Below are 13,559 nucleotides of genomic sequence, written 5' to 3'. Positions count from 1 at the left end.
ACCGACCCAGCAGATCGCATTGGCCCGGCATTGGCAAATCCGTGGCGATCAGGCGTGCCCGATCAGCTGCGGACGTAGGCGACCTTGCGCGGCTCGGCGGCCACAGCTGTCTCACGCGCATCATAGATGGCCCGGGCATCCATGATCGAGCCATGATTTTCCGAGGACCAGTTCCACAGCGCGTTGATTGGCTGCTGCAGCGTCTTGCCCAGTTCGGTCAGCTTGTATTCCACGCGCGGCGGCACCTCGGGATAGATGGTGCGGGTCACCAGACCGTCGCGCTCCAGATTGCGCAGGGTCAGGGTGAGCATGCGCTGGCTGACGCCATTGATCATGCGCTTGAGCTCGTTAAAGCGCAGCGTGCCGTTATGACCCAGAATGCCCACAACCATCACGCTCCACTTGTCACCAATCCGGTTGAGCACATCGGACATGGCCGTGCAGTTGGATGATTTGGAGGTGTCTTGCAGCGATTTGAACTCGTCATCTTGCAGTGACATGAATGTGCCTTCTTGTCGTTCCTTAGGCACAAATATAGTCATGGTTCTCTTCTGTGCCTAGGGCGCAGTTGTCGCACCTGCCATAAGGATACAACATGACGGACACGACCAACGGCGCCACCGGCCGCAATGGATGGAATATCGGCCTCTGGCTCGCCCAGGCGCTTCTGGCCCTGATGTACGGCTTTGCCGGCTTCAACAAGCTCACCCAGTCCATGGAAGCACTCGGCGCCATGGGCATGAGCTACGCACTGGACTACCCCGAAATGCTGACCCGCTTTATCGGTACCGTGGAAGTGCTCGGCGCCATCGGCCTCATCCTGCCCGCGCTGACCCGCATCCTGCCGCGTCTGACGCCGCTGGCCGCTGTTGGTTTCTCGGTCATTCAGGTCCTCGCCATGGGCGTCCATATCAGCCGTGCAGAGTTCAGCGTGCTGCCCATGAATCTGGTCCTGCTGGCCCTTTCGCTCTTTATCGTCTGGGGCCGCACCAAAAAGGCGCCAATCAGCCCCCGCTGACTTTTCGACTGATCTGCCTGTCCGGGCGAATTGACACGACCCCGGACAGTGCGATCTGTGGAGGCCACCACAGACACATAGGGGCCTGCCATGACTGACCGCATCGAACAGCTAGCCGACCAGATGACGCTGGACGAACAGGTCGCCATCCTCTCGGGCGAAGATTTCTGGTCGGTGCCCGCCATTGATCGTCTCGGCATCGGCAAATTGCGCGTCACCGACGGCCCCAATGGCGCGCGCGGCGGCGGCTCGCTGATCGGCGGCGTCAAATCGGCCAGCTTCCCGGTGGGCATCGCGCTGGGCGCGACCTGGAATATCGATCTGCTCAAACAGGTCGGCGTGGCGCTGGCCGATGAGGTCAAGTCCAAGGGCGCCCACATGCTGCTGGCCCCCACGGTCAATATCCACCGCTCTGTCACCAGTGGCCGCAATTTCGAATGCTATTCGGAAGACCCGATCCTGACCGCCGAACTGGCCAGCGCCTATATTACCGGTCTGCAGAGCCAGGGCATCGGCGCCACCATCAAGCATTTTGCCGGCAATGAGTCGGAAATCGAGCGCACCACAATTTCCAGCGAGATCGATGAGCGCAGCCTGCGCGAAATCTATCTGGTGCCCTTTGAGTGGGCGGTCAAGAAGGCGGGCACCTGGGGCGTGATGAGCTCCTACAACAAGCTCAACGGCACCTTCACTTCCGAGCACAACTGGTTGCTGACCACCGTCCTGCGGGACGAATGGGGCTATGACGGCATCGTCATGTCCGACTGGTTCGGCTCGCACTCGACCGCCGAAACGGTCAATGCCGGCCTTGATCTGGAAATGCCCGGCCCGACCCGCGATCGCGGCAACAAGCTGATCGACGCGGTCAATGCCGGTACGGTCAGCAGGGCAACCCTGCGCCAGCGCGTCGTCGATATGCTCACCCTGATGCAGCGCGTCGGCTCGCTCGATGACCACCGTGATTTTGTCGAGCACGCCAATGACCGACCCGAGCACCGTGCCCTGATCCGCCGTGCCGGCGCCGAGGCGGCCGTGCTGCTCAAGAATAACGGCATTCTGCCGCTCAAGGGCGATGGCACCATTGCGGTGATCGGCCCCAATGCCAAGACCGCCCAGATCATGGGGGGCGGCAGCGCCCAGCTCAACGCCCATTATCGCATCTCGCCCTGGCAGGGACTGATCAACGCACTGGGCCAGGAGCGCCTGCGCTACGCCCCCGGCTGCACCAATCACCGCTTTGAGCCATTGCTGCGCGGCGATCTGCAGGTGGCGTATTTCGCCAATGAACGGCTTGAGGGCGCCCCGGTCCATATCGGCACCCAGGAAGAGGCGCAGGCTTTCTGGATTGGCCATGTTGCTGAGGGCAAGGTCGATCCGATGCATTTTTCTGCCCGCATCACCGGCAGCTTCACCCCCGAAGTCAGCGGTACCCACCGCGTCGGCATCTATGCTGCGGGCTTTGCCAAGGTGTTTGTTGATGGCGAACTGATCGCCGATGCCTGGACCAACTGGACCAAGGGCCGCACCTTCTTTGAAGAGGGCTGCGACGAGGTGGTGGGGACAGTCGAGCTGCAAGCCGGACGCGCCCATCAGGTGGTGATCGAATTTGCCACCAAGGATTTTGCCACGCTGGGGCTGGCCGCCTTTGCCGCCGGTATCGGGCTGCCGCTGGGCGACCAGGCCATTGCCGAGGCTGCCGCGCTGGCCGCCAGCGCCGAGACTGCCATTGTCTGCATTGGCCGCAGCGGCGAGTGGGACACCGAAGGCAGCGACCTGCCCTCGATCACCCTGCCCGGTCGGCAGAACGAGCTGGTGGCCGCCATTGCCAAGGCCAATCCCAACACAATCGTCGTGCTGCAGACTGGCGGCCCGGTGGAAATGGACTGGATCGGCTCGGTCGCCGCCCTGCTGCAGGCCTGGTATCCCGGCCAGGAAGCGGGCAATGCCATTGCCGATGTGCTCACGGGCGCGGCCGAACCCACTGGCCGCCTGCCCCAGACATTCCCCGCCCGCTGGAGCGATAACCCCACCCAGAGCCAGGATGCCGAAATCTATCCCGGCCTCGACGGCAAGGTGCGCTATGAAGAGGGCATCTTTGTAGGCTATCGCCACTATGACAGGCACGGCATCAAGCCGCTTTTCCCCTTCGGCTTTGGCCTGGGCTATACCGATTTCACCCTGAGCGATCTGCAGGTGGACGATACCGCCTTTGAAGCCGATGGCGCCGTGACAGTGACCGTCACCCTGACCAATAGCGGGGCCCGCGATGGCGCCAGCGTGGTCCAGCTCTATGTATGCGACGATGAGGCGTCCGACCCGCGCCCGGAAAAGGAACTCAAGGCCTTTGCCAAGGCCTGGCTCAAGGCGGGCCAGAGCACCAAGCTCACCCTCAGACTGGACGCCCGCGCCTTTGCCTTTTTCCGCCCCCAGTCCAAACACTGGTTGCTCGAGAATGGCAGTTTCACCCTGCGGTTGGGCCAGTCTTCCGATGATCTGCCGCTGAGCGCCAGCGTGACCCGCGCCACCACGCTGATGCTGCCGGTCTAGGGCAAGAAAGGCGCAACGACGCCATGGTGGGTTCGCGCGGCATGCCCGAACCCACTGTGCCCCCACCGGGGCTGCTTTTTGTTTGCCGATGCCAGCACCATACGGGTTTCGCTATTTCCGCACATTTGCTATCGGAAAGGCGTGGTCTCGTAGCTCAGTCGGATAGAGCACAGGATTCCTAATCCTGGGGTCGTGGGTTCGAATCCCGCCGAGATCACCACTGACCTGACTGCGGTGTCGCGCCAGACGTCGGTCCGGTCACCCCTCCCAGACACCCGCCTGCATTTTTGCGCTCGACCGTGCCAGCGTCTTGGGCATAGTGCTCAGCCAGCAGGAGGGGAGACGGCAAGGATGGCGCACGAGGTCAGTATACGGCCCATCACCGAAGGTGACATTGAAGGTTTTCGCGCTGCGGTGGATCTGGTGGCCAGAGAGCGGCGCTATCTCAGCCGCATGGCAGGCCCCAGCCCCGATGGTGCCGCCCATTTTGTGCGCAGCAATATTGCCCACGGCCACCCCCAGTTTGTGGCAATCTGCGATGACACGCTGATCGGCTGGTGCGATATCGTGCGCAGTGATGGCGACTACGAGAGCCATGTCGGCAGCATGGGGATGGGTCTTCTGCCCGCCTGGCGCGGTCAGGGGCATGGCGGCCAATTGCTGCTGGCGACGCTGGCTCGTGCCCGCCAGATCGGGCTGAGCCGCATTGAACTGGAGGTCCACGCCAGCAATGCCAGAGCCATCAGCCTCTATCGCCGTCTGGACTTTATCGAGGAAGGCCGCAAACGCAGGGCGCGATATATCGACGAACGTTTCGAGGACATCATCCTGATGGCCCGGCTCGATGAGCCGCACACGCCCTAGGCGCCGTTGGCTGCGGTCGTGCATTCATTCCTCAGCAATCGCAGTGGTGTATCACCGCTGCACACCATGATTTGGCCTTGGTGCGGCTATATCGGCCTGCCAGCCACTTTTGCCTTTCAGGACAGTTTCATGCCCGCTCTGCGTAATTTCAAACCAGCCGTCTTGCCGCTTGCGGCGCTTCTTGCCGCGCTGACCATTTCGGCCTGCTCCATGGGCGGCATGGCGGGCGGCGGCTCAGCCACCGCGCTGGCACCGGGCCTGTCGGCCCGCATGGACCAGCCCGGCGCCAGCCTCGACCGCGCCCAGGCCATCGACATGATCAACGCCTATCGCGCCACCAAGGGCCTGGCGGCCCTCAGCCATGATACCGGGCTGGACGGCACCGCGCAGGCCCTGGCCGATCAATATGCCCGCACCGGCACCCCGCCCCAGACCCCACAGGATCTGGCCGGCATGAAGCTGAGCGCGGGTTACGCCACCTTTGCCGAAACCTTTTCAGGCTGGCGCAATAATCCCGCTGATGCCGCTGGCCTGACCGGCACTGCATCGCGAGCCGGTATCGCTGTCAGCTTCAACGGCAGTTCGACCTATGGCACGCACTGGGTGCTGGTCATTGCCCGCTGAGATCATTGATGCACGGGGGCTCAAATGCCCCCTGCCCGTGCTGAAAATGGAAAAGCGCCTTGAGGCCATGGCCTCGGGCGCCACGCTGAACGTTCTGGCCACCGACCCGATGGCCAAGATCGATATCCCGCTGTTTTGCCGTCAGAACGGCCATCAGTGCAGCCTCGTCACCCAGGACGACGCCATGAACTTCACCATCATCAAGGGCTGAGCCCTAGAGGTTGTTTGGACGCGGCCTCGGGAACGGCGCTGCATTGGTCGCGGCAGCCGCCAGGCTGGGCCGCAAATCGCCTGCAACGGCCTCAGCGCTAACCGGCGCAGCGAATTGCGGCAGATGCGCCGGGCGTGGGCGCGGCAGGCTGACCCCAACCGCGATACGCCCCAGATCGGTTGCCACATAGGAGCGCGGCGGCACCACATCATTGAGATAGCTGGGCTGGCCCGTCAGTCCCATCGGGAAGGCCGCTTCCTGCGCCGCGACATAGGTCTTGGCTTCCTTGCCGCAGATCTGGGCCCGCATATCGACCGGTGGCACGCCCGGATTATTGGCCAGGGTCAGCACCTGCTGGCCGGTTGACCGCACCGCGCCGGAAAAACCGCGCAGGATCAGTTCAGCCGCCCGTTCATTGCGCTCGCGCGCAGATGAGCCGCCCAGCACGATGGCCATCAGATTGCGGCCATTGCGCTCGACCGTGGCCACCATGTTCAGCCCCGAGGCACAGACAAAGCCGGTCTTCATGCCCGTCGTGCCCGCGAAGCTGGTCAGAAGGCTGTTATTGGATTCCAGATTGGCCTTGCCCAGCCGCACAACATCGGTGCCGAACAGCGGCAGATACTGCGGAAAGCTCTGCCGGATATAGAGCGCCAGCACCGCCAGATCACGCGCCGAGGTGTACTGGTCGGGATCGTGCAGCCCGTTGGGATTGGTGAAATGGGTCGCCGTCAGCCCCATGCGTGCCGCCGCGTCATTCATCTTGGCGACAAACCCCGCTTCGCTGCCACCAACGGTTTCCGCGATCGCCATGGAAACGTCATTGGCCGATTTGACCACCATGATGTAGAGCGCGTCTTTCAGGGTCAGACCGCTGCCCGCGGGCAGGCTGGTCTTGGAGGGCGCCTGACCGGCTGCTTTTTTGGACAGCACCACCGGGGTATCAAGCGTCATATTGCCCTTGGCAATTTCCTCGAAGGTGACATAGGCGCTCATCATCTTGGTCAGCGAGGCCGGGTGCCAGGGCTGGCCAGCCTCCTGCGCATAGAGCACTTCGAGCGTGTCCATATCGACCAGCAGCATCGGATTGGCGTGTGCACGACCCAGGCTGAGCAGGGCAAGCAGCGCCACAAGGGCAAGTCGGCGGACAATCGACAAAGCGGAACGGCTCCGAAAAATGCGGTATTGAAAACCCGCCCCTCTTACCAGCGCCACCGCTCTGGCTCAACCGAGCCAGGGCGCTGCTGACAGGCTTTTGAAGCCATGAACGCATGGTAATGATTTTTTGCCGTATTTGGGTGCATGGTGAACGAAATCTTTCCGGGGCCCGATTTGCTCAATACCAGTCTTGTCCAGCTTGCCACGCTCGCGGCGCTCTCATCGGTGTCCACCGCAACCATCGCCTGTCCCGCACTGGACATGGTGGCGGGCGGCACGGTCGTGGAAGTGACCGATGGCGACACCATCGTGCTCAATGACGGCCGGGTGGTGCGCATGATCGGTACCCAGGCACCAAAACTGCCTCTGGGTCGCGATGGCTTTGACACCTGGCCAATGGGTCCCGAGGCCAAGGCCGCCCTCGAGGTCATGGTGCTCAACAAGACGGTGCAGCTGGGTTATGGCGGTGAAAAGATCGACCGCTATGACCGCCAGCTGGCCCATGTCTTCGTCGACACGCCGGACGGGCCTACCTGGGCCCAGCACGCCATGGTCGCCATGGGACTGGCCCGCGTCTATTCCTTCCCAGACAACCGTCAATGTCTCGATTTGTTGTTCGCTGCCGAGGGCCGCGCCCGTCTGTCTGGCCTTGGCATCTGGCGCGATCCCTATTACAGCGTGCGTGCGGCGGACGCGCCTGGTGACCTGCTCACCAAGGCGGGCCATTACGAACTTGTCGAAGGCAGAATTCTGCACGCCGAGCATCGCGGCGGGCGGGCTTACCTCAATTTTGGCCGGATCTGGAAGCAAGACTTCACCGCCGTGATTGAAGCGCCCGGGTTGAAACTGTTCAAGGCGGCCGGCGTTGATCCGCTGGTGCTCGAAGGGGCGTTCGTGCGCATACGAGGATGGGTGGATGACCGGGATGGTCCACGCATCGAGATCACCCATCCCAAACAGCTTGAGGTTCTGGCGACACGATGATGGGCAAGGGGCATATCGCGAAGGGTTTGCGCAACGGGCTGATGGCCGTGTCGCTGCTGGCGCTTGCCGCCTGCACGACCCTGACCAGCTCCAACATTGCGGTCAGCCAGACCGGCGACCGCCCTGCGCCCACCGTGGTGCCCGAAGGCACCGATCCCGATGACGCCGTGATCGGCCGGCGCGAACACCCGCGCATCATCGCCGCCTATGGCGGGGTCTATTCCGACCGGCCCGCCGAAATCATGGTGGCCCGCATTGTCGGCCGCCTTCTCGATGCTGCCGACCAGCCCAATGCCCAGTTCCAGGTGACCATTCTGGACAGCTCCGAGGTCAATGCCTTCGCTCTGCCCGGTGGCTATATCTATGTAACGCGTGGCATCCTGGCGCTGGCCTCCGACACCAGCGAACTGGCAGCCGTGCTGGCCCATGAAATCGCCCACGTCACCCTGCGCCATGCCCGAGCCCGCACCGACCGCACCCGCACCACCGCCATTGTCGACCGCGTCATTACCAGCGTGTTCGGTGGCGACACCTCCACCGATGCCACCGCCAGCCGCACCCGCGAGTCGCTGGCCGCCTTCGGCCAGAGCCAGGAGCTCGAGGCCGATCGCGAAGGCATCAAGTTTTCCGGCAAGGCGGGCTATGACCCGCAGGCCGCCGCCCGCTTCCTGGGCGTGATGAGCCGCTTTGCCACTTTCTCGGCCGGTGCTGGCAAGGACAATGAGGGCTTCTTGTCTTCCCATCCCTCCACCCCTGCCCGCATTCAGAAGGCCATCGACACCGCCCGCTCCATGTTCGGCAAGCCGGGCCTGGGTGAGGTCGACCGTGCTGGCTATCTGGCCTCGATCGCGGGCCTGACCTTTGGTGACAGCCCCGCCCAGGGCTCGATCATTGGCCGCCAATTCGTACATCCGGCATCCAAATTCACCTTCACCGTGCCGCAGGGCTATACGCTGCAGAACTCCCAGAGCGCGGTTGTCGGCGTGGCGGGCGATGGCGAGGCCGTGCGCTTTGACAGCGCCGATGTGCAGCCCAACGTGGCGCTGACCGACTATCTCAAATCGGGCTGGATCGCCGGCCTCAAGACCGACAGCGTCTACAGCCAGACCCATAACGGCATCGAGATGGCGACCGGTCTGGCCCAGACCGATCAGTGGTTCTTCCGCGTCTCGGTAATGCGCCTGGATGGCCAGGTCTATCGCTTCATCTTTGCCGCCAAGGCTGACAGCACCCGCTTTGCCCAGGGTGCCGCCTCCACGCTCGAAAGCTTCCGCCGCACCACGGCCAGCGACATTTCGGGCATTCGCAAGGTGGCAATCCGCATCGTCACGGCCAAGGCTGGCGACACCGCCGATTCACTGGCCCGCCAGATGAGCGCACTCAGTCGGGGCAGCGATCTGTTCTACATCATCAACGACCTCTACCCCGGCGACCCCGTTACGGTCGGCGAGCAGTACAAGGTCGTGACGCTGCAATAATGCGTCTGCTCGACTGTTAGTTCAGGGAATTGGCGCCGCTGCTGATTGAATTGGCCGCGCCATTGTTGAACAGGCCCTGCAGCCCGTTGCCGAGCGTGGCGAATGTGCCAACGATGGCGATCCCGATCAGCGCTGCCAGCAAAGCATATTCCATTGCCGTTGCGCCCGATTCGTCATCGATGAACGCCGTAATACTCGCCTTCAGCATGCTCGCTCTCCAGAAGCGTGACCCCCACAACGGGCTAGAGCAGATCACACAGGGCGGCGATCAGCGGCTCGTCGGCCGGCGGCATTGGATAGTCCCGCAGGGCCTGCGGCCGCACCCATTTAAGTGCGGTATGCTCCCTGGGCTCCGGTGTACCCTGCCATTTTCGGCAGACGTAAACTGGCATCAACAGGTGAAATTTCTCGTAAGAGTGGCTGGCGAAGGACAGCGGTGCCAGACAGGCAGTCTTGGTGGATACGCCCAACTCTTCTTCAAGCTCGCGGATCAACGCGGCTTCGGGCGTCTCGCCCGGCTCGACCTTGCCGCCGGGAAACTCCCACAGCCCGCCCATGGAGCCGCCCGGCGGGCGTTGGGCAATCAGTACGCGCCGGTCCGCATCAACCAGCACACAGGCGACCACGAGCAGAATAGTTTGGCTCATAAGCCCCCCGGAAGACGATAGTGATAATCATATTGATAGGCGTAGCCTAGGCCCTGATAGAGCGCCTGCGCCCCAACATTGTCGGCCTGCACATTGAGCGCGGCAATCCGCGCCCCGGCCCCATAGGCCCAGGCATGGCCCGTCCGCATCATCGCGGCGGCGTGGCCTTTGCGGCGCTGGCCGGGATCGGTCACCACATTGCCGGTGACCACAATATCATCGGCAATCGCCATCAGCCCTGAGGCCACCGGCACACCTGCATCATTGCGCAGCACAATGCCCCGCGCCGGCACGGTCAGCACCGCCAGCAGCCCCTTAAGACCGGCCTGCCGGGCCTCGGAATAACCTGCCAGTCGCTGGTGGATCGCCAGATAGTCCGGATCAAACACATCATAGGTCTGGCCACCCGGCTCGGGCGCACCCGGGGTCAGCGTCATGGCGTACTGATAGCTGGCGTCAAGACTGCCCCAGCCCTGGGCATCCAGCGCCGCGATTATGCCGGGCCCCGCCAATGGCGTGATGCGAAACACCGGCGGCAGGCCACGGGCGCCGAACCAGTCGATCGCGGCCGCCAGCCGGGCGGGTGCATTGGCGTCATCAGCAATGTCGAGGCTCTGCACCGAATTGGCGCGCTTGGTGTAGCCATTGGTGGCCCGGCGCACCCAGGCGCCATCCCACTCAACCTCGATCCCCGGCCACGCCTTTAGCCCGGCCTGCTCGAACACCGCAGCACTGGGCAATGCCATGCCTAGCTCCGGTAGTCGCCATTAATGGTGATGTAGCCATGGGTCAGATCACAGGTATAGACCGTGGCCCGCCCCTCGCCGAGCGCCAGACTGACGGTGAGCTCGAGATCCTCGCCCTTCATATAGGCGCTGGTGGCAGCCTCGTCATAGATCGGGGCGCGCTCGCCATTCTTGGCGACCAGCAGATCACCGAAGCGGATCGACAGCTTGTCGCGATCAGCGGGCTCGCCCGCCTTGCCCACAGCCATTACCACACGACCCCAATTGGCGTCCTCCCCGGCAATGGCAGTTTTGACCAGCGGCGAATCTGCAATCGACTTGGCGATGCGGAAGGCGCTGGCATCGTCGACCGCTCCCTCGACATGCACAGAGACCTGCTTGGTGGCGCCTTCGCCGTCGCGCACCACCTGAATGGCCAGATCAAACAGCACATCACGCAGCGCTTCGCCAAAGGTCTCGGCGCGCGGATCATCCAGGCTCTCGATCGGCTCGACCGCCGCCTTGCCGGTGGCAAAGGCCAGCAGCGTATCGGAAGTGGAGGTGTCGCTATCAACGGTGACCGCATTGAAGCTGGTAGCTACGTGACGGCTCAGCAGGGCCTGCAGCACGGGCGCGGCAATTGGCATGTCGGTGACCACAAAGCTGAGCATGGTCGCCATATCGGGCGCGATCATGCCGCTGCCCTTGGCGATCCCGTTGATCTTGACCTCGACGCCGTCGATCTCGAGGATCGCGCCATAAAGCTTGGGGAAGGTATCGGTTGTCATGATGGCCTTGGCCGGGTCCATCCACGGACCATCGCCCAGCCGGGTCGCCATGGTATCGAGCACACCTTCGAACTTGTTGGCATCAAGCGGCTCGCCGATCACTCCGGTCGAAGCCAGGAAGATCTCAGCGGTGCTGCAGCCCAGCGCCTTGGCGGCCAGTTCGGCCGTCAGCGCCACGCTCTGCGCGCCCTTGGCGCCGGTAAAGGCATTGGCATTGCCCGAATTGACCACCAGGCCGCGCGCCAGGCCGCCGGGCAGGTTGGCCTTGCACCAATCCACCGCCGCTGACGAGCATTTCGATTTGGTGACCACCCCGGCCGCCGTGGTGCCCGCGTCAAACGCCATCAGCAGCACATCGGTGCGGTTCTTGTACTTGATGCCCGCCTCGGCAGTGGCAAAGCGCACGCCATCAATGGCGGGCAGTTCCGGATAGGATTTTGGAGCGAGCGGAGAAACCGGATGGGCCATCGGGCGGAACCTTGTTGCGAGCAGACAGGCTTTTGGTGTGCCCCAAACATGCGCCATTCGCAAGACGGCGCGAGATACCCCGCGCCGGAAGCTGAAGGGGACGTCTGCCCTGACGCCCAGGGCTGCCTCGTCAGGCAGCTGGCTGACGCCCCGCGATGAAGGCGCCAAAGCGGCGATTGATGAACGGCACCACGGCCAGCACGATTGTCGCCGACATCATGGGCACCAGGATCAGACTGCGCTGCCAGATGGTCCAGCCAGCGGTCAGGGGCATCAGAACGTAAAGATAGAGCGTCACCACAGGATAGACGGCCAGGGTCATCATCAGGGTCAGGCGAAGGCGGGCAGCAAGAGACATCTGTCATCTCCCAATTGAAACGGTACGTTTCGTTATGTAACGGAACGACACGTTTCGTTCAAGTCCTTTTCTTCGGTACCGAATTGCCCGATATTGTGCCCATGAGTACGCCAGAGCCTGAACCCGAAGACCGCCGCCGTTCCATCGGCGCCCGCCGCAGCCCCGAGACCGAGGCCGCCATTCTGATGGCGGCCGAAGCCATCGTGACTGAAGCCGGCATTGCCGGGTTTTCCATTGAGGCGGTGGCCAAGCGCGCCCGCGCCGGCAAGCCCACCATCTATAAGTGGTGGCCAAACAAGACAGCCCTGCTGCTTGATGTCTATCATCGGCAAAAGCCCGCCAATGTGCACAGCGACACCGGGTCAGTTGAAGAGGACCTGCTGGTTTTCCTGACCGGAATTTTTGCCCATTGGGGCGATAGCGGCGCTGGCCAGATCTTTCGCTACGTCATTGCCGAGGCCCAGCGCGACGCCACCGCTGCAGCGGCACTGGCCGAATATGCCCGCGAACGGCGCAAGCAGACCGGCACGATCTTCGCGCGGGGCGTGGAGCGGGGCGAACTGGCCGACGATATTGATGTGGGACTGGCCGCCGATATGGTGGCGGGCTTTATCTGGCAGCGCCTGCTCACCGAGCGGCTCGAACGGGACCCGGCAAGACTTCGGCAGGTGGCCCGGCAGATGGTCCGGGGGCTCAGCGCCCCCGGGACCTGAACCAGGTTTTACTGCGCTGGTGCTTCGGTTTCGGTCTGTGCGTCCACCGCAGCGGACAGCTCGGCATCCGGAATATCGATCGCCACGCCTTCCATCAGCTTGGCAACCGTGTCGTCAAATGTGGTCATCAGCAATTGCTGCTGCAGCTGCGGGGCCACCTGCTCGAACGCTGGCGGGGCGGAATCGCGCTTTTCTTCCAGACGAATGACGTGCCAGCCGAACTGGCTCTGCACGGGCTCGGACACCTGACCGATCTCGGTCAGTCCATAAGCGGCCGTCTCGAACGGCGCGACCATCATGCCCTTGCCGAAAAAGCCCAGATCGCCGCCATTGGCCGCGCCCGGATCAATCGACTTTTCCTTGGCCAGCGTGGCGAAGTCAGCGCCGCCATCCAGCTCGGCCTTGACGGCCTGGGCTTCTTCCTCGGTCGGCACCAGAATGTGGCTGGCGCGGATTTCCGGGCTCGGCTGGAAGTCGGCAACCAGCTTGTCATATTCAGCGCGCACGGCTTCTTCGGTCACGCCCTGGGCAATGGTCTCGGCGAAATAGGCGCGGCGCAGCGAACGGTCCTGCAGATATTGCAGGCGCTGCTTGAACAGGGGGTGTCAGCCATGCCGGCCGCTTCGCCAGCCTTGGCCATCACCTTCATGTCGATCAGCACCCGCACCAGAAACGGCTTGCGCTGCTCTGGAGGCATTTGCTGCAACTCCTGCGCCAGATCTTCGGCGGCAAACCCCAGATCGGCCTCGGTGATGGGCGAACCGTCAACCGTGGCCACCACGGTTTCGGGCATGACAGCGGCCGGCGCGTCCTGCGCCATGGACGGCGTCAGCGCGGTGCCAGCCATCATTGCGGCAATCACGCCAGCGGTGCAGGCGAGGCGCATGGGGGAAAATTTCATGGGGTCGATCTCCTTGGCCGGCGCTGTTGCAGCGCGTCCCGGCGCGTTGGTGACTGGCAGATTGTGCCATTGAAT

General features: G+C 63.2%; 17 protein-coding genes and 1 tRNA gene. 9 read left to right on the top strand and 9 right to left on the bottom strand.

Annotated features, from left to right (window positions below):
* Positions 1-62: 62 nt before the first annotated feature.
* A complete protein-coding gene (locus tag AC0L37_RS01300; RefSeq protein WP_212659692.1) occupies positions 63-500 on the bottom strand; it encodes a winged helix-turn-helix transcriptional regulator in 438 nt (145 codons plus the stop codon).
* A 95-nt stretch (positions 501-595) separates the two neighbouring features.
* On the opposite strand from AC0L37_RS01300, the gene AC0L37_RS01295 reads away from it, so the two are divergent.
* From AC0L37_RS01295 to AC0L37_RS01270, 6 genes are all read left to right on the top strand, one after another.
* The gene (locus AC0L37_RS01295) at positions 596-1,018 is read left to right on the top strand and encodes a DoxX family protein (RefSeq protein WP_282222204.1); all 423 of its coding nucleotides are present in this window, start codon (positions 596-598) and stop codon (positions 1,016-1,018) included.
* Positions 1,019-1,108: 90 nt separating this feature from the next.
* Positions 1,109-3,565 (top strand): beta-glucosidase, encoded by a 2,457-nt coding sequence (locus tag AC0L37_RS01290; RefSeq protein WP_282222205.1) that lies wholly within the window; start codon positions 1,109-1,111, stop codon positions 3,563-3,565.
* 143 nt (positions 3,566-3,708) lie between these two features.
* Positions 3,709-3,785 (top strand) — tRNA-Arg (locus tag AC0L37_RS01285).
* 131 nt (positions 3,786-3,916) lie between these two features.
* The gene (locus AC0L37_RS01280) at positions 3,917-4,429 is read left to right on the top strand and encodes a GNAT family N-acetyltransferase (protein ID WP_282222206.1); all 513 of its coding nucleotides are present in this window, start codon (positions 3,917-3,919) and stop codon (positions 4,427-4,429) included.
* 129 nt (positions 4,430-4,558) lie between these two features.
* On the top strand, positions 4,559-5,053 hold the full coding sequence (locus AC0L37_RS01275; protein WP_282222207.1) for a CAP domain-containing protein: 495 nt from the start codon (positions 4,559-4,561) through the stop codon (positions 5,051-5,053).
* 46 nt (positions 5,054-5,099) lie between these two features.
* Entirely contained in the window at positions 5,100-5,264 is a 165-nt protein-coding gene (locus AC0L37_RS01270) for a sulfurtransferase TusA family protein (protein WP_473315466.1), read from the top strand.
* Positions 5,265-5,267: 3 nt separating this feature from the next.
* Here AC0L37_RS01270 and AC0L37_RS01265 read toward each other — a convergent pair whose 3' ends face one another.
* Entirely contained in the window at positions 5,268-6,422 is a 1,155-nt protein-coding gene (locus tag AC0L37_RS01265) for a D-alanyl-D-alanine carboxypeptidase family protein (protein ID WP_282222209.1), read from the bottom strand.
* Between the two features lie 144 nt (positions 6,423-6,566).
* Between AC0L37_RS01265 and AC0L37_RS01260 the strand changes: the two genes are divergently transcribed.
* Both AC0L37_RS01260 and AC0L37_RS01255 read left to right on the top strand, forming a co-directional pair.
* Positions 6,567-7,406 (top strand): thermonuclease family protein, encoded by an 840-nt coding sequence (locus AC0L37_RS01260; RefSeq protein ID WP_473313946.1) that lies wholly within the window; start codon positions 6,567-6,569, stop codon positions 7,404-7,406.
* Positions 7,406-8,884: a M48 family metalloprotease gene (locus AC0L37_RS01255; protein ID WP_282222211.1), complete on the top strand. Its 1,479-nt coding sequence runs from the start codon at positions 7,406-7,408 to the stop codon at positions 8,882-8,884. Before AC0L37_RS01260 ends, AC0L37_RS01255 begins: the two co-directional genes overlap by 1 nt.
* 16 nt (positions 8,885-8,900) lie before the next feature.
* Here AC0L37_RS01255 and AC0L37_RS01250 read toward each other — a convergent pair whose 3' ends face one another.
* The 5 genes from AC0L37_RS01250 to AC0L37_RS01230 all read right to left on the bottom strand — a co-directional run bounded on the left by AC0L37_RS01250 (position 8,901) and on the right by AC0L37_RS01230 (position 11,870).
* On the bottom strand, positions 8,901-9,092 hold the full coding sequence (locus tag AC0L37_RS01250; RefSeq protein WP_212659701.1) for a Flp family type IVb pilin: 192 nt from the start codon (positions 9,090-9,092) through the stop codon (positions 8,901-8,903).
* Positions 9,093-9,126: 34 nt separating this feature from the next.
* Complete coding sequence (locus AC0L37_RS01245) at positions 9,127-9,531, bottom strand: (deoxy)nucleoside triphosphate pyrophosphohydrolase (protein WP_282222212.1); 405 nt, start codon at positions 9,529-9,531, stop codon at positions 9,127-9,129.
* Positions 9,528-10,277, bottom strand: coding sequence for a GNAT family N-acetyltransferase (locus AC0L37_RS01240; RefSeq protein WP_212659703.1), 750 nt, complete (start codon positions 10,275-10,277; stop codon positions 9,528-9,530). The genes AC0L37_RS01245 and AC0L37_RS01240 overlap by 4 nt, the downstream gene beginning before the upstream one ends.
* Positions 10,278-10,279: 2 nt before the next feature.
* Positions 10,280-11,512 (bottom strand): bifunctional glutamate N-acetyltransferase/amino-acid acetyltransferase ArgJ, encoded by a 1,233-nt coding sequence (argJ, locus tag AC0L37_RS01235; RefSeq protein ID WP_212659704.1) that lies wholly within the window; start codon positions 11,510-11,512, stop codon positions 10,280-10,282.
* Positions 11,513-11,642: 130 nt separating this feature from the next.
* On the bottom strand, positions 11,643-11,870 hold the full coding sequence (locus tag AC0L37_RS01230) for a putative antibiotic biosynthesis monooxygenase (RefSeq protein WP_282222213.1): 228 nt from the start codon (positions 11,868-11,870) through the stop codon (positions 11,643-11,645).
* 101 nt (positions 11,871-11,971) lie between these two features.
* Here AC0L37_RS01230 and AC0L37_RS01225 point away from each other — a divergent pair, with 101 nt between their 5' ends.
* Positions 11,972-12,583 carry a TetR/AcrR family transcriptional regulator gene (locus AC0L37_RS01225; RefSeq protein ID WP_212659706.1) on the top strand — a complete coding sequence of 204 codons (612 nt, stop codon included), beginning with the start codon at positions 11,972-11,974 and terminating at the stop codon, positions 12,581-12,583.
* An 8-nt stretch (positions 12,584-12,591) separates the two neighbouring features.
* Here AC0L37_RS01225 and AC0L37_RS01220 read toward each other — a convergent pair whose 3' ends face one another.
* Both AC0L37_RS01220 and AC0L37_RS01215 read right to left on the bottom strand, forming a co-directional pair.
* The gene (locus tag AC0L37_RS01220; RefSeq protein ID WP_282222214.1) at positions 12,592-13,104 is read right to left on the bottom strand and encodes a peptidylprolyl isomerase; all 513 of its coding nucleotides are present in this window, start codon (positions 13,102-13,104) and stop codon (positions 12,592-12,594) included.
* Positions 13,101-13,484 (bottom strand): SurA N-terminal domain-containing protein, encoded by a 384-nt coding sequence (locus AC0L37_RS01215; RefSeq protein ID WP_282222215.1) that lies wholly within the window; start codon positions 13,482-13,484, stop codon positions 13,101-13,103. Before AC0L37_RS01215 ends, AC0L37_RS01220 begins: the two co-directional genes overlap by 4 nt.
* Positions 13,485-13,559 lie beyond the last annotated feature (75 nt).

Source organism: Devosia sp. J2-20 (genome assembly GCF_055808475.1).
This window is presented reverse-complemented; position numbering and strand designations above follow the sequence as displayed.